The 20,827-nt window shown below is 65.1% G+C and carries 20 protein-coding genes; 9 read left to right on the top strand and 11 right to left on the bottom strand.

Annotated elements, in window-relative coordinates:
* Positions 1-58: 58 nt before the first annotated feature.
* From ACN0S5_RS04255 to ACN0S5_RS04245, 3 genes are all read right to left on the bottom strand, one after another.
* Complete coding sequence (locus tag ACN0S5_RS04255) at positions 59-583, bottom strand: hypothetical protein (protein ID WP_417206269.1); 525 nt, start codon at positions 581-583, stop codon at positions 59-61.
* Positions 580-1,326, bottom strand: coding sequence for an endonuclease NucS domain-containing protein (locus ACN0S5_RS04250; protein WP_417206267.1), 747 nt, complete (start codon positions 1,324-1,326; stop codon positions 580-582). The genes ACN0S5_RS04255 and ACN0S5_RS04250 overlap by 4 nt, the downstream gene beginning before the upstream one ends.
* A 91-nt stretch (positions 1,327-1,417) precedes the next feature.
* Positions 1,418-2,146, bottom strand: coding sequence for a 16S rRNA (uracil(1498)-N(3))-methyltransferase (locus ACN0S5_RS04245; protein WP_417206265.1), 729 nt, complete (start codon positions 2,144-2,146; stop codon positions 1,418-1,420).
* Between the two features lie 11 nt (positions 2,147-2,157).
* Between ACN0S5_RS04245 and ubiA the strand changes: the two genes are divergently transcribed.
* The 6 genes from ubiA (at position 2,158) to ACN0S5_RS04215 (ending at position 7,545) form a co-directional block, all read left to right on the top strand.
* Complete coding sequence (ubiA, locus tag ACN0S5_RS04240; protein WP_417206263.1) at positions 2,158-3,123, top strand: 4-hydroxybenzoate octaprenyltransferase; 966 nt, start codon at positions 2,158-2,160, stop codon at positions 3,121-3,123.
* A gap of 60 nt (positions 3,124-3,183) precedes the next feature.
* Entirely contained in the window at positions 3,184-5,106 is a 1,923-nt protein-coding gene (locus ACN0S5_RS04235) for an OmpA family protein (RefSeq protein ID WP_417206262.1), read from the top strand.
* Positions 5,099-5,425 carry a hypothetical protein gene (locus tag ACN0S5_RS04230; protein WP_417206260.1) on the top strand — a complete coding sequence of 109 codons (327 nt, stop codon included), beginning with the start codon at positions 5,099-5,101 and terminating at the stop codon, positions 5,423-5,425. Before ACN0S5_RS04235 ends, ACN0S5_RS04230 begins: the two co-directional genes overlap by 8 nt.
* A 132-nt stretch (positions 5,426-5,557) precedes the next feature.
* Positions 5,558-6,430 carry an HAD family hydrolase gene (locus tag ACN0S5_RS04225; protein WP_417206259.1) on the top strand — a complete coding sequence of 291 codons (873 nt, stop codon included), beginning with the start codon at positions 5,558-5,560 and terminating at the stop codon, positions 6,428-6,430.
* A gap of 104 nt (positions 6,431-6,534) precedes the next feature.
* On the top strand, positions 6,535-6,978 hold the full coding sequence (locus ACN0S5_RS04220) for a MaoC family dehydratase (RefSeq protein ID WP_218450734.1): 444 nt from the start codon (positions 6,535-6,537) through the stop codon (positions 6,976-6,978).
* A gap of 78 nt (positions 6,979-7,056) precedes the next feature.
* On the top strand, positions 7,057-7,545 hold the full coding sequence (locus ACN0S5_RS04215) for a hypothetical protein (RefSeq protein ID WP_417206257.1): 489 nt from the start codon (positions 7,057-7,059) through the stop codon (positions 7,543-7,545).
* An 8-nt stretch (positions 7,546-7,553) separates the two neighbouring features.
* On the opposite strand, the gene ACN0S5_RS04210 is transcribed toward ACN0S5_RS04215, so the two are convergent.
* Complete coding sequence (locus ACN0S5_RS04210; RefSeq protein WP_417206255.1) at positions 7,554-8,588, bottom strand: NAD(P)/FAD-dependent oxidoreductase; 1,035 nt, start codon at positions 8,586-8,588, stop codon at positions 7,554-7,556.
* Between the two features lie 49 nt (positions 8,589-8,637).
* Here ACN0S5_RS04210 and mnmD point away from each other — a divergent pair, with 49 nt between their 5' ends.
* Positions 8,638-9,312, top strand: coding sequence for a tRNA (5-methylaminomethyl-2-thiouridine)(34)-methyltransferase MnmD (mnmD, locus tag ACN0S5_RS04205; protein ID WP_417206253.1), 675 nt, complete (start codon positions 8,638-8,640; stop codon positions 9,310-9,312).
* Between the two features lie 58 nt (positions 9,313-9,370).
* Positions 9,371-10,240, top strand: a complete 870-nt coding sequence (locus tag ACN0S5_RS04200; RefSeq protein WP_417206251.1) for a DMT family transporter — start codon at positions 9,371-9,373, stop codon at positions 10,238-10,240.
* A 9-nt stretch (positions 10,241-10,249) separates the two neighbouring features.
* Here ACN0S5_RS04200 and ACN0S5_RS04195 read toward each other — a convergent pair whose 3' ends face one another.
* On the bottom strand, positions 10,250-12,202 hold the full coding sequence (locus ACN0S5_RS04195; protein WP_417206249.1) for a lytic transglycosylase domain-containing protein: 1,953 nt from the start codon (positions 12,200-12,202) through the stop codon (positions 10,250-10,252).
* A 146-nt stretch (positions 12,203-12,348) separates the two neighbouring features.
* On the opposite strand from ACN0S5_RS04195, the gene dapA reads away from it, so the two are divergent.
* Positions 12,349-13,224 carry a 4-hydroxy-tetrahydrodipicolinate synthase gene (gene dapA / locus ACN0S5_RS04190; RefSeq protein WP_417206247.1) on the top strand — a complete coding sequence of 292 codons (876 nt, stop codon included), beginning with the start codon at positions 12,349-12,351 and terminating at the stop codon, positions 13,222-13,224.
* Between the two features lie 90 nt (positions 13,225-13,314).
* Here the strand turns inward: dapA and ACN0S5_RS04185 are convergent, their stop codons facing one another.
* The 6 genes from ACN0S5_RS04185 to ACN0S5_RS04160 all read right to left on the bottom strand — a co-directional run bounded on the left by ACN0S5_RS04185 (position 13,315) and on the right by ACN0S5_RS04160 (position 20,769).
* Complete coding sequence (locus ACN0S5_RS04185; protein WP_417206245.1) at positions 13,315-14,634, bottom strand: M16 family metallopeptidase; 1,320 nt, start codon at positions 14,632-14,634, stop codon at positions 13,315-13,317.
* On the bottom strand, positions 14,631-15,995 hold the full coding sequence (locus tag ACN0S5_RS04180) for a M16 family metallopeptidase (protein ID WP_417206243.1): 1,365 nt from the start codon (positions 15,993-15,995) through the stop codon (positions 14,631-14,633). The genes ACN0S5_RS04185 and ACN0S5_RS04180 overlap by 4 nt, the downstream gene beginning before the upstream one ends.
* A gap of 103 nt (positions 15,996-16,098) precedes the next feature.
* On the bottom strand, positions 16,099-16,620 hold the full coding sequence (locus ACN0S5_RS04175; protein WP_417206241.1) for a DUF3035 domain-containing protein: 522 nt from the start codon (positions 16,618-16,620) through the stop codon (positions 16,099-16,101).
* A 51-nt stretch (positions 16,621-16,671) separates the two neighbouring features.
* The gene (gene lspA / locus ACN0S5_RS04170) at positions 16,672-17,142 is read right to left on the bottom strand and encodes a signal peptidase II (protein ID WP_417206240.1); all 471 of its coding nucleotides are present in this window, start codon (positions 17,140-17,142) and stop codon (positions 16,672-16,674) included.
* A gap of 246 nt (positions 17,143-17,388) precedes the next feature.
* Entirely contained in the window at positions 17,389-18,978 is a 1,590-nt protein-coding gene (gene purH, locus ACN0S5_RS04165) for a bifunctional phosphoribosylaminoimidazolecarboxamide formyltransferase/IMP cyclohydrolase (RefSeq protein ID WP_417206238.1), read from the bottom strand.
* A 42-nt stretch (positions 18,979-19,020) separates the two neighbouring features.
* A complete protein-coding gene (locus ACN0S5_RS04160) occupies positions 19,021-20,769 on the bottom strand; it encodes a heparinase II/III family protein (protein ID WP_417206237.1) in 1,749 nt (582 codons plus the stop codon).
* Between the last annotated feature and the right edge of the window lie 58 nt (positions 20,770-20,827).

The raw sequence follows: 20,827 nt of genomic DNA, 5'->3' as shown, positions 1-20,827 counted from the left end.
TTGCTCCGGATCTGGTGGCCTTTGTGGCCTATTCTGTTGTCGCCATTCGGCCAGAGTGTCAATGCAGGCGACGCGCCGCGTCGCGCACAGAGGCCGCGCGCCAGATGACAACGATGTGCGCCGCGCGCTCTTGCATCTGGCGCAGCATGTGTTCGGTGCGGATGCCCGGCAGGGTGGCGAAAGCGTCAAAAAGCTGGTCCGCGCCGGTGGCGGTCAGCGGGATTTCAAGGCGCGGCTGGCCCGGAGCCATCAGCAGCCAGACCGGCGGTCTGGAGGTCGGGTCAAGGCTGAGCGCCTCCAGCGCGTCCAGATCGACGATGCCGCCAGAGAGTGGGCCGAAATAGCTGATCCGGCGTTCGACGATCTGCACAACCCCCGGCCCGCCATCGCCGGTGCGAAAGCGCGCCCGCTGAATGCCGGTGACGGTGAGGGCCAGGCCAATCGCGACCACAAGGTAGCCGATCCAGTGCAGCAGGCCGCCGCCGGTGAAGAAGGCCCAGTAAAGGCCCAGAACGATCACGGCGAGGCCAATCAGCGCCTCTTGCCAGCGCTTGATCGCGGCGGCGGCGGCGGGGCGGATCATTGCGCTATGCCAAGCTCTGAGAAACTGAAATGCACATGGTATTTCATCAATCGAAGATTCGGGATCGCCCGCGCCGCAGCAATTGTGCGTCTATCGAATTCATGCGCCACGATAATTCCGGCCACTGATCGCGCCGGCTCTTCTTCCAGCAAGTCTCCCATATAGCCAAGGATTTGCGCAATGACTCGCGGGTCAGTCTGTCCCGCTTTCAACTCGACTACGACAAAGTCCTTTGCTTCATTTTCGCAAAGAATATCGATGTAGCCAGAGGCAACGGACCGCTCCACACCGTCATCGACAATGCTCAGGTCTTTGCCTAGCGACAAAATATCCCGACGAAGCGCAGCTTGCATGTCCCTTTCCAATGCCAGTTTGTGGCGCTCAGGTTGGGCGGTAGCGACTCGATCAGAGAATTCGACTTCTGTGTCGCCTTCGTCGTCGAGAGGAACCCCGTCGGTTTCTTCCAGAAACCGGCCATATCGCAGCGCGGCATTTTTGTAAGAGGCCAGATTGTTCCTGATATTGCCATTGAATTGAATTCGAGACGGGTTGGGGCGACCAAGGCGTTCATCTTCGGTCGAGTAAGTGAGCTCTCGAATCACTTCCTCAAACGTGTTGGAAGCAATCAGATCGTCAATGGGACCATAGCATTTTTCAACCTTACCGACGCGATGCAATTGCGCGCCTCGGGTATTTTCAGCATACCCTTGACGCTCCATCCAGATTTCAAAGTCGTTGCGCATCAAGCACTCCTGTCATGCAAAACTAGTCGACATTTCCAAATCTTAGATGGTCCAACCAGTACATTCCGCCACTGTCCTCTGGCGGGGCGGATCATTGCCAGTCTCCAAGCGTGGTTTGCCAGATCGTCAGGGCGGCGACGGCGGCGGTGTCGGCACGCAGGATGCGCGGGCCAAGGGCGACCGGGTGGGCAAAGGGCAGCGCGTGCAGTTTGCTGCGTTCCGCGTCGGAAAACCCGCCCTCGGGGCCGATCAGGATGGCCCATGGGCCGGGGGTCTGCGGCAGGGTGGCGGGTTCGCCCGCGCGGCCCTCATCGCAGAACATCAACTGGCGGTCTGCGGGCCAGTCGGCCAGCAGGCGGTCTAGGCGGGTGAGGTCGGTGACTTCGGGGACGTAGGTCGCGCCGCATTGCTCTGCCGCCTCTGTCGCGTGGGCCTGAAGGCGGTCCTGCCGGATGCGTTCAGAGTTTGTAAAGGCGGTTTGGACCGGCAGGATGCGGCGCGCCCCCATCTCGACCGATTTTTCGACGATGAAATCGGTGCGCGCCTTTTTGATCGGAGCGAACAGCAGCCAGAGGTCAGGCGGCAGGGTTTGCGGCGCGGTCTGGGCGCGGCATTCCAGCGTGCCGCCGCGTTTTCCGGCCTCCGTCACCTCGGCCCGCCATTCGCCGTCTTGGCCGTTGAACAGCGCCACCTGCGCGCCGGTGGTCAGCCGCATCACGCCGAAGAGGTAATGCGCCTGCTCCCGCGACAGGCCGACCTGTTGTTCCTGCCCCAAGGGGTGCTCTACATAGAGGCGGATTTTTGGCGACTGCACTGTCATTGGGGGAACATATGTCCGGCACGCAAGAGAGACCAGAGGCCGAGGGTCAGGTTGCCGATGCCGTGCGCGGCAATTGGGTCGATCTGTATGCCCCCGCGTGGACGCGCCCCTATCTGCGGCTGAGCCGGGCGGACCGGCCGATTGGCACTTGGCTGCTGTTGCTGCCGTGCTGGTGGGGGTTGCTGTTGTCGATGATCCACGACGGGCAGGCGCGGTGGTTCGATCTGTGGATCTTTGCCGGGTGCGGGATTGGCGCGGTGCTGATGCGCGGCGCGGGCTGCACGTGGAACGACATCACCGACCGGGGGATTGACGGGTCTGTGGCGCGGACGGCCTCGCGGCCCATTCCGTCGGGGCAGGTGACGGTGAAACAGGCGCTGGGATGGGCGGTGGTGCAGGCGGTGGTCTCTTTCGGGATATTGATTACCTTTCCGCCCGCCGCCATCGCGCTGGGGGTGCTGAGCCTGCTGCCGGTGGCGGTCTATCCCTTTGCCAAGCGGTTCACGTGGTGGCCGCAGGTGTTTCTGGGCATCGCCTTCAACTGGGGCGCGCTGCTGGCGTGGACGGCGCACAGCGGGCGGCTGGAGTGGCCGGCGGTGCTGTTGTATCTGGCGGGCATGGCGTGGACGCTGTTTTATGACACGATCTATGCCCATCAGGACACCGAGGACGACGCGCTGATCGGGGTGAAATCCACCGCGCGGCTGTTTGGCGATGAGACCCCGAAGTGGCTGAAGCGATTCCTTGTGGCCTCGGTCGCGTTGATGGGTTTGGCGGTGGTCGCCGCCGCGCCGGACGGCAACCCGCTGGCGCTGATCCTGATGATCGCGGGGCCTTGGGCGATGGGCTGGCACATGGTCTGGCAGCTGGGCCGGGTCAAGCTGGACGACAACGACCGGTTGCTCAGTCTTTTCAGGTCGAACCGGGACGCGGGGCTGTTGCCTGTGCTGTTTTTCGCCATCGCCCTGATCGCCTGATTGCAGAGGCCCCCGCGCTTGCGTATCAGGAATTGAAATAACAAGGAAAACACAGCGCCCATGCGCCTCTCCTCGCTGTTTATCACGGGTGGTATCTTTCTCGCTGCGGGCGGATTGAGCCTTGTGACCGCCAACTTTGCCGCGCGCGCCGTTGAACGCGCCTCGTTGAGCGGCGTGCTTTCGGAACTGGATACCGATGGGCTGACCTGGGCGGAGGTCGATACCAACGGCTTGCAGGTCTTTCTGTTCGGGACCGCCCCGGACGAGGCGACCCGCTTTCAGGCGCTGAGCGCGGCGGGCCGGGTGGTGGACGCCAGCCGGGTGATCGATCAGATGCTGGTCGTGGAACCCGAAGACCATGCGCCGCCCAGCTTTACGGTGGAAATCCTGCGCAATGACGCGGGCGTCTCGGTGATCGGCCTTGTGCCCATGGACACCGACCGCGCCGCGCTGATGGCGCGGTTCAGCGATCTGGCCGACGGGGTCGAGGTCTCTGACCTGCTGGAAACCGCCGACTTCCCCGCCCCGGACGGCTGGAACGCGGCGCTGGACTATGCCGCGACCGCCCTGCGTGACCTGCCGCGGTCCAAGGTGTCGGTCGAGCCGGGCCGCGTGGCGATCAAGGCGATGACCGAAAGCCCCGAGGCGCGCGTCCGTCTGGAAACCGCGCTGACCCGGCGCAAACCGGAAAACATGCGCCTTGCGCTGGACCTGACCGCGCCGCGCCCGGTGATCTCTCCGTTTACGCTGCGCTTTGCCATTGACGACGGCGGCGCGCGGTTCGATGCCTGTTCCGCCGACACCGAAGAGGCGCGCGACCGGATCCTGCGCGCGGCGGGCAAGGTCGGGCTGGCGGGCAAGGCCACCTGCCGTCTGGGGCTGGGCGTGCCGTCGCGCCGCTGGGCCGATGCCGCCGAAATCTCGATCGCCAAACTGGCCGAACTGGGCGGCGGCACGCTGACCTTTTCCAACGCCGACATTTCGCTGGTGGCCCACGAGGGCACCAATCAGGCCCAGTTCGACCGCATCGTCGGGGAACTGGACGCCGCCCTGCCCGATCTGTTTGCCCTGAACGCGGTGTTGCCCAAGGCCCCCAAAGAGGCCCCCGAAGGCACCCCTGAATTTGTCGCCATCCTGAACCCCGAAGGCGGCGTGCAGCTGCGCGGGCGGCTGGGCTCGGAACAGGCGCGGTCGACGGCGGACAGCTATGCCCGCGCGCTGTTCAGTTCTGGCGCGGTCTATACCGCCGCGCGCGTGACCGACGGCATGCCCAGCGACTGGTCGGTGCGCACGCTGGCCGGGATGGAGGCGCTGGCGCTGCTGGCGCATGGCTCTGTCACCGTGACCCCGGACATGCTGACCATTTCTGGCAAGACCGGCAATGCCGACGCCAGCACCATGATCGCCGATCTGCTGGTGTCCAAACTGGGCGAATCCACCGCTTTTGACATCGACGTCGAATATGTCGAGGCGCTGGACCCGATCGCCGCCATCCCCACCCCCGAAGAATGTGAGGCGAAGATTGTCGAGATCATCGGCAACCGCAAGATCACCTTTGAACCGGGGTCGGCCAAGCTGGATGCCTCGGCCAACGGGTTGATGGACGAACTGGCCGATCTGCTGAAGCAGTGCGGCGACATACCCCTTGAGGTCGGCGGCCATACCGACAGTCAGGGCCGCGAGATCATGAACGAGGAACTGAGCCGCGACCGCGCGCAGGCGGTGCTGGATGCGCTGCGCGCCCGGCGGGTGCCGGTGCGGTCCTACTCTGTCAAAGGCTATGGCGAGGCGCTGCCCATCGCCGACAATGACACCGAGGAAGGCCGCGAAGCCAACCGCCGGATCGAATTCAAGCTCTTGAAACCCGTCGCAGAAGAAGGTGAAGAGGGCAAAGATCCGGGCGACTCGGATCCGGTGGCGGCGGATGCGGCCGATCCGGATGCGGCCAAACCCCCGGCGGGCGAAGGGACAGTGGATGAATAGAACCGAATTCATCGTGACAACCGCGATTATCCTGTTCGTCGCCTTCCTGTTGGGGTGGTTCGCGCATTGGCTGCTGCACCGGTTCAAGCGGGTCAGTCAGGCCGACATGGATCAGCTTGAAAAGATGAGCCAGGAACTGCACGAGGCCGAAGAGACCCGCGATCAGGCGATCACCTATCTGCAACAGCGCGAGGCGGAGCTGACGAACCAGCTTGCCCAGACCGAGGCAGAGCTGGCCGCCGCGATGGACGGGCTGCGCGAGGCGCGCTCTGACGCCGAGGAAATGCGCGTCTACGTCGAGCGAATGAATCAGGCCTGACGGGCCGCGCCCCGGCGCCCGCCTGTTACAATCCCGGCGCGCGCGCCTGTGCCGCTCTGTGGCGGCGGGCTTTCCAGTGGCGGCGGTATGTGGGATGACCGGGTCATCAGACGCGTGACGAGGACCGCCGCCATGACCCAGATCATCCAATCCCTTTCCGAGATTTCCGACCGCTACGAGGCGCTGTTCGTCGACCTGTGGGGCTGCGTTCATGACGGCATCCGGGCGATCCCCTCTGCGGTCGAGGCCTTGCAGGCGTATCGCGCGCGCGGCGGCTGTGTGGTGCTGGTGACAAATGCGCCGCGCTCTCGCCATGAGGTTGCCAAGCAGTTGGACCGCTTTGGCGTGCCGCAGGACGCGTGGGACGATATCGCCACCTCCGGCGACAGCGGGCGGGCGGCGATGTTTCGCGGCGCGGTCGGGTCCAAGGTCTGGTTCATGGGCCAGCCCTTTGACCACAGCTTTTTCGAGCCGCTCCACATCATCGAGAACCCGGTCCCGATCGAGCAGGTTCCGCTGGACGAGGCCGAGGGCATCATCTGTTGTGGCCCCTTTGATCCGCACGCCGATCCGGCGGTGAACCGGCCCGAGTTCCTCTATGCCAAGCAAAAGGGGCTGAAGCTGCTCTGCGCCAACCCCGATATTGTCGTGGACCGGGGCGAACGCCGTGAATGGTGCGCCGGGGCTTTGGCGAAGCTGTATACCGAAATGGGCGGCGAGAGCCTGTATTTCGGCAAGCCACATCCGCCGATCTATGACCTTGCCCGCCGCCGCCTGTCGGAGCATCGCAAGGGGGTGCAGGATGCCGGAATTCTGGCCATCGGCGACGGCGCACATACCGACATCGACGGCGCGATGGGAGAGGACATCGATTCCCTGTTCATCACCGGCGGATTGGCGCGGGCAGAGACCAAAACGTCGCAGCAACCCGATCCGGACGCGCTAAACGCCTATGTGGAAAAGGAAATGATCAACCCCAGCTATTCCATCGGCACCCTGCGCTAGATCAGTTTCCGCTTGCTTTTGCTGCGTCCGCAAAGTAATAAAATTACCGAAAGCGCCGTCATGGCGCGCGTTTATTACCTGGCGGTTTGCACATGGAGGGCCGGATGTTGGACAATATGCCTCGCGGCACGATCTGCATTGAGGACATCGAAATGGGGATGACCCGTTACCTGCGCAAACAGGTGACGGATCAGGACATCGAAATGTTCGCAGAGGTGTCGACCGACCGGAACCCGGTGCATCTGGACGATGACTATGCGCAGGACACCATCTTTGAGGGGCGGATTGCCCACGGGATGCTGACGGCGGGGCTGATTTCCGCGGTGATCGGCGAACAGCTTCCGGGGCATGGCACGGTCTACATGGGCCAGACGCTGAAGTTTCTTGGCCCGGTGCGCCCCGGCGACGTGGTCTATGCCGAGGTCAAGGTGGTCGATATCGACCATGCCAAGCGCCGCGTGACGCTGGAAACCCATTGCGCGGTGGACGGCAAGAAGGTCCTGATCGGCGAGGCCAAGGTGCTGGCCCCGTCGCGCAAGTTCGACTGAGGTCGGGAAAACCTTCTCTATCGCGCGGGCATGAATTCGCGGTAGCCTTGGGGGGAAACCCTTTTCCCCCGAGGTCCCATGTTGCGCATATTGCCCCTGATCCTTTTGGCCGCCGGCCCCGCTGCCGCCGCCTGCTCGTCTCCCGACACCACCTTTTTGTGGTGCCGCGTGGAGGGAAGCTCCAAACAGCTGGAGGTCTGCGCCGAACCTTATGGCGCGGTGTACCGCTTTGGTCCGCAGGGGCGGCCCGAACTGGAACTGGTCGAGCGCTACGATACGCTGGACTATCGCCCATGGCCCGGCGTCGGGCGCGACATCTGGGAAGAGGTCGCGTTTTACAACGGCGGCTATACCTATCTGGTGCACGGCGGGGTGGACCGGCAATATCAGGGCAACAATCTGGCGAACGCGATGTATGGCGGGGTGACCGTGTCCCAAGGCGGGCGTGAGATTGCCTCGCTGACCTGCAACCGGCCCGCCGTCGATTTCCCCTATTCCAACGGTTTGTCGGACGGCAAGGCCCGCGCCGGGCTGCGCTGGGAGCCGGGGGTTGGCTGGGTGTACTGAGCGGGGGATCAGGCGGTCAGCCGAAAGCCGTCGGGGATGGCGTCGCGCCCGTCCAGCAGCAGATCGGCCATGATCGCTGCCAGTTTTGGGGCCATGCCAAAGCCGATCTTGAAGCCGCCATTGAGGACGAAATGCCCGTCGCGGCCCGGCCATGCGCCCAGCAGCGGCGCGCGGGTCCGCGCACGCGGGCGCACCCCGGCCCAGTGGTCCAGCACCGCAGCACCGTGCAGCGCGGGGACGGCCGCATAGGCGCGCTCGACCAGCGCATCACATTGGTCGTCGGTGGTGTCGGGGGCGTCAAACTCGCGCTCGGAGGTCGATCCAACCGCCACGGTGCCATCCGCATGGGGCACGATGTGCAGCCCGTCCACAAACAGTTGCGGCGCGTCCGGGGCGGCAAAGCGCAACAGCGCCGCCTGCCCTTTCACCCCGTCACCGATCTTGCGCCCCAAGTCCTCTGACAAATCCAGCAACCCCTGCCAGCCCGTCGCCCAAACCACGGCACCGGCATCCGGGGCCTCTGTCACGATCTCCGCGCCGGACACCTCCAGCGCGGCGACCAGCGCATCGCAGGCGCGACGGGGACAGATGCGGGCGGTCAGGGTATCACGGATGAGATAGCCACTGGGGGACAAAGGCGCGAAACCGCCTGCGGCCTCTTGCGCGATCACCTCCCACACCGCCCTGCCCTGCCAGAGCGTTGCCGCCCCGGCGGCGCGGTCCCGCGCCAGTGTCAGCGCATGTTCATCGGCAACCGGCTGCAACCGCCCGGTGCGGGCGTAGCCCGCGCTGACGCCGCCGGTGCCCTGAACCTCTGCCCAAAAGGCTGCGGCCATCAGCAGGCTGTCCAGTTGGAACGCCTTTTTCTCATTCCAGTATTCCGGCACATGTGGGGCCAGCGCGCCGACGACGCCGCCAGACGATCCCGCCCCCGGCCCATAGGGGTCGACCACGCGCACCCGCGCACCGCGCCGCAGGCAGGCCCATGCCACCGACAGGCCAAAGATCCCCGCCCCGCGCACTGTCACGTCCACGCTTGCCATTGCCGCCACTCCTCGCCAGAACTCGGGGCCGTTGATAAGGAACAATGCGATGGCCGACCAGAGCGCAGAGCTGGACTGGCGGGACGGGACGCCGGTCTCGACCCGGTTCGATGACCCGTATTTCTCATTGGAGAACGGGCTGGCCGAGACGCGCCATGTGTTTCTGACCGGCAACGGGCTGCCAGAGCGGTATTGCGACGGGTTCCGGATTGCCGAACTGGGGTTTGGCACCGGGCTGAACCTGTTGGCGGCGCTGGATCTGTGGCGGCAGAGCGGCCAGACCGGCACGCTGCATTTCACCACGTTCGAGGCCTATCCGCTGACGCCCGAACAGATGATCCGCGCGCAAGAGGCGTTTCCCGCCCTTGGCCCTTTGGCGCAGGAATTGGCCCCGCATTGGGGGCAGCGCCGGTTTGCCCTGCCCGATCTGTCGTTCGAGATGATCGAGGGTGACGCGCGCGACACCCTGCCAGAGTGGACCGGCACGGTGGATGCATGGTTCCTTGACGGGTTTTCGCCCGCCAAAAATCCGGAACTGTGGAACGCCGACCTGATGGCGCAGGTTGCCCGCCACATGGCCCCCGGTGCCACGGCGGCGACCTATACGGCAGCGGGCCACGTGCGCCGCGCGCTGTCCGCCGCAGGGCTTGAGGTCACCCGCGTGCCGGGCTATGGCCGAAAGCGTCACATGACACTTGCCGCAAATCCGATGCCCGCCGCCTGACCCGCCGATGCGCGCGTTTGGCCGTCGGGCTCGACCCACCCAACAGAGAGCGCGCCTCATGGCAGAGCAAAATACCCGTCTTGGCATCTGGCTGATGGTCGCCACCACCTTTGTCTTTGCCTTGCAGGACGGCATCTCGCGCCATCTGGCGGCGGAATACAACACCATGATGGTGGTCATGGTGCGCTACTGGTTCTTTGCCGCCTTTGTGCTGGCGGTGGCGGCGCGCAAGTCGGGCGGGTTGCGGGCGGCGGCGCAAAGCGCGTTCCCGTGGTTGCAGGCATTTCGCGGCGCGCTGCTGGTGGTGGAAATCAACGTGATGGTGCTGGCCTTTGTCTTTCTGGGGCTGGTCGAAAGCCATGCGGTCTTTTCGGTCTATCCGCTGCTGGTGGCGGCGCTGTCGGGGCCGGTGCTGGGCGAGCATGTGGGCTGGCGGCGCTGGGTGGCCATCGGCATCGGCTTTGTCGGGGTGATCATCATTCTGCAACCCTCGGGCGGGGTGTTTTCGCCCTATGCGGCGATCCCGCTGCTGGCGGCCACGATGTTTGCGCTTTACGCGCTGTTGACGCGCTACGTGGCGCGGGCCGACAGCGCGACGACATCGTTTTTCTATACCGGCGTTGTCGGGGTGGTGGTGGCCACGGCGATCGGGGTCGGGTTCTGGGTGCCGATGAGCGGGCCGGACTGGCTGTGGATGGGGCTGCTGTGCATCACCGGGGCCAGCGGGCATTACCTGATGATCCGCTGCTTTGAGGTGGCCGAGGCCAGCGCGGTACAGCCCTTTGCCTATCTGCAACTGGTCTTTGCCAGCACCTTGGGCATCACGGTCTTTGGCGAAAGCATCCGCTGGAACGTGGGTCTGGGCGCGGGGCTGATCGTGGCGGCGGGGCTGTTTACCCTCTGGCGGGAACGGCAGGCGCGCGGCTGACCGCGCGCTTTACCGGACCGCCGATTGCAGCGTGTTGCCCACCAGTTCCTTGCTGAACGGCACCGGATGCGGCGGCTTGCCCAGCCGCGCGCGGTAGACCGGCAGGCTTTCGGTGACGCGCATCACGTAATTGCGGGTCTCGTCAAAGGGGATCATCTCGATCCAGTCGATGATGTCGATGTCGCCTTTGCGCGGGTCGCCAAAACGCTCCATCCAGCCCACCGGACGGCCCGGACCGGCGTTGTAGCCCGCCGACATCATCACCGCGTTGCCATCGAACCGCTCGGCCAGTCCGGCCAGATAGTTTGATCCCAGCCGCGCGTTATAGGCCGGATCGGTCAACAGGCGGTCAAGGTCGTATTCGATGCCCAACTGGCCGGAGACCAGCTTGGCCGTGCCGGGCATGAGTTGCATGTAGCCGCGCGCGCCCGCGCCGGAGATCACGCCGGGGTCAAATTCCGATTCGCGCCGGGCGATGGCCAGCACCAGTTCCTTGGGCACCGGGTATTCGGCCTCTGTCACCTGCGGGTCGAGCGCGTAATACGGCCCCGGCAGTTCGATGCCGAATTGCGCCGCGCGTTTGCCCAGCATGACCTGAATATGGGGGCGGCCCATCTCCATCAGCATGGTGCCCATCTGGCCCATGCCGGTGCGGTCCAGAGATTCGGCCAGATGCGTCAGAAAGCGTTCCCCAAGGCTGATCTCGCCAGCGGCGAGCAGCAGGATACCGGCCTCGAATACGCTGGATTTGGCGAAATCGGCGGTGCGCCAGTCGCCAAAGGGTTCCACTCCGGACAGGGACGGACTGGGCGGCAGGCCCGCGCGTTCGGCGGCCAACAGCCCGTAAAACGAGGTCTGGAACTGCGCGCCGTGGGTATAGGCCTCTTTCGCCTTGTCCGCCTGCCCGGCTGTCTCATAGGCGCGGCCCAGCCAATAACCCGCGCGCCCGACGGAAATCGGGGTCCAGACGGCCTCGCGGAAGTTCTCAAAATGGGCGATGGCCAAATCGGTGCGGTCCAGATAGCGCAGCGCGAGGAACCCGGCGATCCATTCCAGTTCGGCAAAGTCCGATCCCTCGACCAGCCAGTGGTGGGCGGCGATCTCATAGGCCTCGGCGTAGGCGCCGTCGCGCATCCGTTCGCGCGCCAGATCGACCCGTTCCGGGGCCCAGGCCCAGGGTTCGCCCAATGTCGCGCGGCTGGCGGATTGCTCGCGCAGCAGTTCGATGGCATCCGCCGTGCGCCGCTTGCGCACGCGCCAGAGGAAGCGTTCATAGGCGAGGCCGGGATGGTCGGCGAGTTCGGCGGGCACCTTGGCGATCAGTGTGTCCACGCCGGGGGCCGAGGTGCGCAGCGCGATGCGCGCCTGCGCCAGCGCCTGCCAGCCCTCATCCACAAGGTTCATCATCTGGCCTGCGTTGCTGCTCCACCCCTGCCAGAGCGCCATGTCCAGCCGCGCGGTGTGATGGTCGCGCAGGATGTCGCCCCAGTTCTCGATAAAGGCGCGCCGTTCGTCCGGGGTCATCGACAGGGTGCGCCATGCCAGCACGATATCGGCCTGCGCCGCGCCCTCGTCCCCGGCGGCCATATGCGCCCGCGCCATTGCCAGCGCGCCGCTGCCGGTGCGGGGCAGATCGCCGTCGAAAAAGGCGCGGATCGCCTCGACCGGGGCCTCTGACATGGTGGGCTCGGATTTCTCGCGCAGGTAATCCAGCCCCGGCCAGTCCGGGTGACGGGCCAGAAAATCCTGCACTTCGCGGGTGTCGCCCCGGCCCGCGCGCAGCGCGTGCCACAGGATCACGTCCACCGCCGCCTGCCCGTCGCCACGCGCCGCGATTCGGGCCGCGGCCCAGTTGCCTTCGCGCATCGACTGCATGGCTTTGGCCAAGCCAGCGCCGCGCTCCTGCGCCATGACGGGCAGAGCGGTGACAAGCAGCAACAACAGGGCAAGGAGACGTGACATCGACTTGCTTTTTCCGTGATGAAAAGGAATAGACGCTTCTTGCAGAGGATACGTCCGGTGCGGGGCCATGCAACTCACATAGTTGCGGGGTCGGCGGGTTTCCACCGCAACCCGCACCCGGCAACGAAAAACGAAAGGAGCGTGTCATGTTTAAAGGTTCAATGCCTGCCCTGGTCACGCCGTTCAAGGACGGCGCCGTGGATTTCGACACGCTCAAAAAGCTGGTCGAGTGGCACATCGCCGAAGGCTCTCACGGGCTGGTGCCGGTGGGGACCACGGGCGAAAGCCCCACCCTGACCCATACCGAACATGAGGCAGTTATCGCCTGCGTGGTCGAGGCCGTGGCAGGCCGCATTCCGGTGATCGCCGGGGCCGGGTCCAACAACACCGCCGAGGCGATCCGCTTCACCGAATACGCCGCGCGCGTCGGTGCCGATGGCGCGCTGGTCGTCACGCCCTATTACAACAAGCCGACGCAGGCCGGTCTGATCGCGCATTTCACCGCAGTCCACGACTGCGCCGACATTCCGATCATCATCTACAACATCCCCGGCCGGTCGGTGGTGGACATGCTGCCCGCCACCATGGGCGAGTTGGCCAAGCTGCCGCGTATTGTCGGCGTCAAGGACGCCACCGGCGATCTGGCGCGGGTCTGCATGCAGCGGATCACCTGCGGCACGGACTTTATCCAAGTTTCCGGTGAGGACGCCACCGCGCACGGGTTCAACGCGCAGGGCGGAATCGGCTGCATTTCCGTCACCGCAAACGTCGCGCCCAAGCTGTGCGCGCAACTGCAAGAGGCCTGCCTTGCGGGGGATTACGCCAAGGCGCTGGAAATTCAGGACAAGCTGATGCCGCTGCATCAGGCGATCTTTACCGAACCGGGTCTGGTGGGTGCAAAATACGGCATGGCGCGGCTGGGGATGTGTTCCGAAGATGTGCGCCTGCCGCTGCTGCCGCTGAGCGATGCGACCAAGGCCAAGATGGACGTGGCCCTGGTACATGCGGGGCTGATCAGCTGATACGAGCCCAATCGGGTTTCAGAGACAAGTCGGGCCGGAAACCGCTGAGGGTTCCGGCCCGTTTTCGTTGCAAGGCTCTGTCGGGCGGGGCTACTGGCCCACCGTCGCCTCCAGCCCCTCTGGCTGGCCGACAACCACAAACAGCAGTTCTTCGGGTTTCAGCAATTCGCCCGCCACCCGTTCCACATCTTCCAGCGTGACCGCCTCGATCTTGTCGTTGCGGGTGGTGATGTAGTCAGGCGTCAACCCGTCCATCTGCATCCCCACAAGGATCTGCGCAATCGGAGCGTTGCCGTCGAATCGCAGCGGATAGGCCCCGGTCAGATAGGTCTTGGCGCGGTCCAGTTCCTCTGGCGTGACGCCGTCGGAGGCCATCTTGGACCACTCGTCGCGGATCACCTCGACCGCCTCACCGATGCGGTCATTGGCCGAGGCGACGCGGCCAAGGATCAGTTCCGCATGTTCGCGCGGGGCGAGGTAGGAATAGACGCCATAGGTCAGGCCGCGCTTTTCGCGCACCTCATGCATCAGACGCGCCTCAAACCCGCCGCCGCCAAAGATCGTGTTCATCACATAGGCGGCGAAAAAGTCCGGGTCATCGCGTTTCATGCCCTTGTGCCCGAACATGGCCACCGATTGCGGCGTGTCAAAGGGCACCACGGTCACGCCAGCGGTGGTCTGGACGTCCACATCGGCAGGCTGCGGCGCGCCGGTTTCGGGCAGGCCGGCAAAGAGTTTGTCCAACAGAGCGCCAAGGTCTTCGGCGCTGATGTCCCCCGCCGCGCCGACATAGATGCGGTCCTGCGCAAGGGCATTGCGGTGGGCGGCGATCAGGTCAGCGCGGGTCAGCGCGGTGACGCTGTCGATGGTGCCGTTTTCGGTGGTGCCATAGGGGTGGTCGCCGAAAATCGCGCCGTAGAACGCCTTACCCACGATCTCATCCGGGTCGGTCTCATCCGAGCGCAGACCCGACAGCACCTGTTCGCGCACCCGTTCGATGGCGACCTCGTCAAAACTGGGGGCAACCAGCGAGGCGCGCAGCAGGTCGACCGCCTCATCCTGCGTTTCGGTCAGGAACTTGGCCGAGACGCGCACGGTGTCATCGCCCGCATCATAGCTGAACCGCGCGGCGATGCCGTCGCGGGCCTCGGCAAATTCGCGGGCATCCATGCCTTCGGCGCCTTCCTCCAGCAGACCCACCATGAGGTTGGTGGCCCCGCGCTTGCCCGGTTCGTCCAGCGAGGCCCCGCCCAGAAAGCGGATTTCAAGCGCCACAAAGGGGATCGAGGGTTCCTCGACCAGCCACGCCTTGAAGCCGCCGGGGCTGGTGACCTGTTGAATGTCAATCTCGGCATGGGCGGCGAAACCGCCACAGATCAGGCCAAAGGCCAGGACAAAACGGCGGATCATTGGGTCACCTCCTGCTGGGGGGTCTGTGCCTCGGGGCCCATCAGGTAGCCGGTCACCGATTTGCGGCGATCAAAGACCTGTTTGGCGGCGGCGATGATGTCGTCGCCTGTCACCGCTTGCAGCACCTCGGGCCAGTCCTGCACATCGTCGACGGTCAGACCGGTGGTCAGCGCGTTGCCATAGCGGCGCGCCACGCTGCCGGGATTGTCGAGCGCGTAGATATGAGAGGCTTTGATCTGGAACTTGATTCGCTCCAGCTGATCGGGGTCGACGCCGGTTTCGATAAGTTCGGCCAGCACCGCGTCCAGCGCCGCCTCTCCTTCTTCAAGGCTGACGCCCGGAGTCGGCACCATGACAAGGGTAAAGTTCGACACATCCATGGTGGTGTCGTCGTAATAGGCGTCGGTGTAGACGGCCTTGCGGCTTTCGAATTGCAGCTTTTGGGTCAGGACAGAGGTCTGGCCGCCCGCCAGCACCTGCGCCAGCATCGACAGCGCGGCGGCCTCTTCCTGCGCGCCGCTGACGCGGGCGGGGGCCAGATAGCTGCGGGTCAGATAGGGCTGCGAGACGCGTGCGTCCCGAAAGGTCATCCGCCGTTCGGACAGGTGGGTCGGCTCTGTCGGGCGGGCGCGCGGTTCCAGATCCGGGTTGGGCGGCAGCGGACCATAGTATTCCTCGGCCAGCGTGCGGACCTCATCCGGGGTCACGTCCCCGGCAACGATCAGGATGGCGTTGTTGGGCGCGTAATACTGGTGGTAGTAGGCCAGCGCATCGTCCAGATCGAGCTGTTCCATCTCATGCCGCCAGCCGATGATCGGGGTGCCGTAGGGATGGTTCAGGTACAGCGCCGCGTCCTTTTGTTCGCGGAACAGCGCGCCGGGGCTGTTTTCGACCCGCTGGTTGCGTTCCTCGATGATCACCTCGCGTTCGGTCAGGATATCGGCCTCTGACAGGCGGAGGTTGATCATGCGATCCGCCTCCATCTTCATCATCAGGCCCAGCCGGTCGGCGGCGATGCGCTGGTGATAGGCGGTGGTGTCATAGCTGGTGAACGCGTTGTCCGACCCGCCGTTGGCCGCCACCGTGGCGCTGAATTCGCCGGGTTTCAGCGTATCGGTGCCCTTGAACAGCAGGTGTTCGAGAAAGTGCGCCACGCCGGAGACGCCGGGTTCCTCGTCCGCCGATCCGGCGCGATACCAGACCATATGGGTGACAACCGGGGCGCGGTGATCCTCGATCACCACCACGTCCATGCCGTTGTCGAGGCCGAAGGTGGTCACCTTGCCCGCCTCCTGCGCGGAGGCGGTGAAACTCGACGTACAGGTCAGGGCGAGTGCGAATAACAGGGTCAGGGGGCGCATGCAGCATCCTCATGTTTTCCGGATGCTGCATTAAGTACGTGACGGGCCGCCGACTTCAAGCCGCTGTGACGCGGTCGTGACCGGGGCGGCCGGTCTGCGCGCGTTATTGCGGCGGCGGGGTCGGCGTCCTTGCCCCGGCGCGGCGGTAGATGTTGAGCCAGCGGTAGGCATCCAGCGTCTCACGCTTGTACGCCTTATAATAGTCGTCCTGCGGCACAATCGACCAGTTGAAGATCGACTTCGAGCGGCGGAACTTGGCGTCCGTCTGGGCCAGATCCTGACGCACGTTGGGGTCACGACCAAACCGGCTGGCGCGCTGGATCAGCGCGCTGTCCCCCGCTGGAACCCCCTCTCCCCGCGCGACAAGGCGCGATGGATTGCCCCCCAAAGCGGCGACAGCGTCGGCCTTGGGCGTCTGGTCTGTCCGGTTGCCCCCACCCGGCGTGGGCGGCGGCAGATCGGAATAGCTTTGCGGTTGCACCAGAGGCTTGTTCGGGACGATGGCAAACTCCTCGGGCTGCGGACTGTTCGTCCGCAGATCCCGCAGGGGTTTGTCACGATCGATAACCGCGCAAGAGGCGAGGCCCACCAGACCAATGATTGCAACAAGATGCGCCCGCCGCATCGCAGTCCTCCACTTGAGTTTCGCCAGACTTAAACCATCTCGCAACCCGCGTCACGGGGCCTTTTTGCGCGATGGAAACAGGATCAGCCCGAATGCGCCGACAAAGATCGCAATGTCCGCCACGTTGAAGGCATATGGGTTGTCGAAACCGCAGCAGGACATATTGAGAAAATCCGCCACCGCGCCATAGACCAGACGGTCGATGACATTGCCCAGCGCGCCGCCGATCAGAAAGCCCGCCGCAATCAGACCCATCCGCCCCGGCGGGTCGCGGCGCATCCAGACCAGCACAAACAACACGATGCCCAGCGCAACAGAGATCAGAATCCAGCGCGTTGCGGCGGCGTCCCCGGCAAAGAGGCCAAAGTTGACGCCATAGTTCCACGCCATGCGAAAGTTCAGGTAGGGCGGCAGCACCTCGATCGACAGCCGGTTGCCCAGCCCCATGCCATGCACAACCAGATATTTGGTCACCTGATCCAGCACAAAGACGGCCAGCGTCACCCAGAACACCAGCCGCAAGCCCCCCGTTTTTGCCGTTGCCTGTGCCAGAGCGTGTCTCCTGCGATGCCCGATTTCGACGCGGCAGACCTAGTGGCCAAAGCCCCTCGGCGCAAGCGGCTTTGGCCCCGGCATCGCCCGCCGCGACAAGGCCTTTCGAAAGGCCTTGGCAAGCGTTTTCAAAAACGCTTGGTCAAGCGGCTTGCAAGCCGCTTGGGAAAGCTCTGTCAGAGCGTTCCCAAGGCGCTTCGAAGCGCCTTTTCCCTCTTAGTGGCGGAAGTGGCGCATGCCGGTAAAGACCATCGCCAGACCGGCGGCGTCGGCGGCGGCAATGACCTCATCGTCGCGCATCGAGCCACCCGGCTGGATCACGCAGGTCGCGCCTGCGGCGGCGGCCTCCATCAACCCGTCGGGGAAGGGGAAAAACGCATCCGACGCCACGGCAGAGCCTTGGGTCAGCGGTGCCGGCAGGCCCAGCGCCTCGGCCATGCGCTCTGCTTTCTTCGCGGCGATCATCGCCGAATCAACACGGCTCATCTGTCCCGCGCCGACACCCACGGTCGCGCCGTCGCGCACGTAGACGATGGCGTTGGATTTGACGTGTTTGGCGACCTTCCATGCAAACAGCAGGTCCAACATCTGCGCCTCTGTCGGGGCGATTTTCGTCACCACCTTCAGGTCGTCCAGCGCCCGCGCGCCATTGTCACGGTCCTGCACCAAAAGCCCGCCAGAGACCTGTTTCCACGCCAGCCCCGCCTGTGCCGGGTTGGCAAGGCCGGGGGCTAGGATCAGGCGCAGGTTCTTTTTCTTGGCAAAGATGTCGCGCGCGTCCTGATGGATCGCGGGGGCAATCACCACCTCGGTAAAGATCTCGGCGATGGCCTCTGCCGTCTCACCGTCCAGCGCGCCGTTCAGCGCCACGATGCCGCCAAAGGCCGAGGTGCGGTCACAATCGAACGCCTTTTGATAGGCCTCCTTGATGGTGGCCCCCGTCGCCACGCCGCAGGGGTTGGCGTGTTTGATGATTGCACAGGCCGGACCATCGGCGGGCAGGAATTCCGACACCAGTTCAAACGCCGCGTCGGTGTCATTGATGTTGTTGTAGCTCAGTTCCTTGCCCTGAAGCTGTTCGGCGGTCGCCACGCCGGGACGGTTCGACCCATCGGTGTAGAAGGCGGCGTTCTGGTGCGGGTTTTCCCCATAGCGCAGCGGTTGCGCCAATGTTCCGGCAAAGACCCGGCGGCGCGGGGTTTCCTCACCGATGGCGGCAGCCATCCACGTGCTGACGGCGGCGTCATAGGCCCCGGTGCGGGCATAGGCGATCTGCGCCTGCCGCTTGCGGAACTCCATGCTGGTCAGACCGTCGTTGGCGTCCAGTTCCGCCAGCAGCGCGTCATAGTCCTGCACATCGACGATGGTGGTGACAAAGGCGTGATTCTTGGCCGCGGCGCGGATCATCGCCGGGCCGCCGATGTCGATGTTTTCGATCATCTCATCGTAGTCGGCCCCACGCGCCAGCGCCGCCTCGAACGGATACAGGTTCACCACCAGCAGGTCGATCGGCACGATGCCGTGTTCGGCCATCGAGGCGACGTGCATGCCGTTGTCGCGCAGCGCCAGCAGGCCGCCATGCACCTTGGGGTGCAATGTCTTGACCCGGCCATCCATCATCTCGGGGAAGCCGGTCAGGTCAGCCACATCGCGCACCTCCAGCCCCGCATCGCGCAGCGCCTTGGCCGATCCGCCGGTCGAGAGCAGTTCGATGCCCCGCGCGGCCAGCGCCTGCCCAAGTTCAATCAGGCCGGTCTTGTCGGATACGGAAAGCAGCGCGCGGCGCACGGGTTGCAGGTCGGACATGGATGTTCCTTCGGGTCTCAGTTGTCTTGGGCCAGAGACCGCTTACGCGGTCACATCCACCTCGTCGCGGACAAGGTCGCGAACGGCAAAGGCCGTCTCCTGCGCCTTGGCGAGTGACCAGCGGACGCGGGTCGCATACTGCATCGCGCGGCCGGATAAAACGACCTGCTTCGTCGCACGTGGCTGCAACCGGCCTTTTTCCAGATAAACCGACGGTTCCAGCGAGAGATCCACCGCCCCGTCAAAGCGGAACACCCAGATTTCGCCAGAACGCAGCGCCATCGACACGGCGGTGCCGCCCATATCCAGCGCCACATCGACCTCCGGGTGCAGGTGAAAGCGCACCTCATAGGGCAAGCCCGCCAGTTTCATCGAATCCATCGCCCGGTCGAACCGCTTTTTCGACGGCGCATCCAGCGCGACAAGGTAATCCTCACCCTTCAGTTCGCGCCCGTCCAGCGACAGTTCCAGACTGCGCGCATGGGTCAGCCCCTGCACGGTGACATAGCCGTCATGCCCGCCTTCGAACCGCAGGGTTTCGGGCAGGTGGCTCATCTGCACCGGCACATGGCGCGGCGCGTCCTCCAGCAACTCACGCCGGGTTTCGCCCAGCCAGCGCGGCGCGCCCAGCCGGGCCGAGGAATACCCTTGCAAGCACAGCGTGGAATGCGAGGGCGTGGCCCGGCCCGCGCGGCGCCAATCCTCGCCAAAGCCCCCGCCGGAGCCGCAGTTGACGATCAGCGGGCGGCGGCCCGAGGTCAGTTCAAACGCAAGAGTCGAGGCATGGGCATGGGCCGAGGCCGCCCCGCCGGGCGGCGGTGCCGCATCGACAATGATCGAGGTGCGCAGGGCCGACAGCCGGGCAAATCCCATGGCCAGCCCGTCCGCCTGCCGCTGCCGGTTGCCCGACGCGGCCAGCGCCCGGTCCAGCCGTCCCTCAAGGCCCCGGCCGCCACCATGAAACCGCGCCAGCCCGCCATCCGCATGGCGCAGGGTGCGCAGGGTCGGCGCGATGCGGCGAATGGCCTCCAGATGGCGCGGATCGGGGTCAAGGTCGGCCTCGTGCAGGGCCTGCTGCGCCCATGTCAGAAGGGTAAAGACCTCCAGCAATTCCTCGGGGTTGCGGGTGGGAATGCCGCCCTGCGCATCCACCTGCCGCGCGCAATCGCTGCCCAGCGCCTCTCGTGCCGGGGCCACATGCGCCTCCATCCCTTGCAGGGAAAGGCCCGCATACAGCAGCCCGGTCATCGCCTCGAAACGCGGCAATCCGGGGGCGGCCACATGGGCGCGCTTGGCCAGAAAGCGGGTCTGCGCGGCAAGGGCGGTGTAAAACGCCTCGCTGTCATCCGCCTTGCGGCCGCGCAGCAGGAACAGCGCGTGATGAATCCAGCGGATCACCCGACGCCCGGTCAGTTCCGGCGACCATCCCGGCCCCTTGCCCTTGCCATAGCGGCGAATCCACTCCCACAGCCACTCCTGCGCCAGTGCCCGCGCCTTGGGATCGCCCACGGCGGCCAGATCGTCCAGCCAGGCAAACCCCTGAATTTCCTCCCGAAAGGCCGCGTCCGGAGCTTCGATCGCCCACAGGGACCGGCCCTCGGCCTGCACCAGATGCCCGGCGAACATCAGGTTTCCGGCCAGCATCTGACGGCCACGGGCAAAAAACCCGACGGTGCGCGGTTCGGGTTGCGACACGAATCCCTCGGCTGGCCGCGCATGGGCTGCCATCCGTGCCTGCATACGGTTCATCAAACGCGCATGCGTGGTCCGCCAGTTTCGCGCCGTGGACATGTGCCGGTGCTCTGCGATTTGCCTCAAGGTCGCCCATTGCGGGCTTGTTGGGCGCAGG

This window comes from Antarctobacter sp. (genome assembly GCF_048262615.1).
Lineage (GTDB): Bacteria > Pseudomonadota > Alphaproteobacteria > Rhodobacterales > Rhodobacteraceae > Antarctobacter.
The sequence above is the reverse complement of the archived record's forward strand: the minus strand, read 5'-3'. Positions and strand labels throughout refer to the sequence as shown.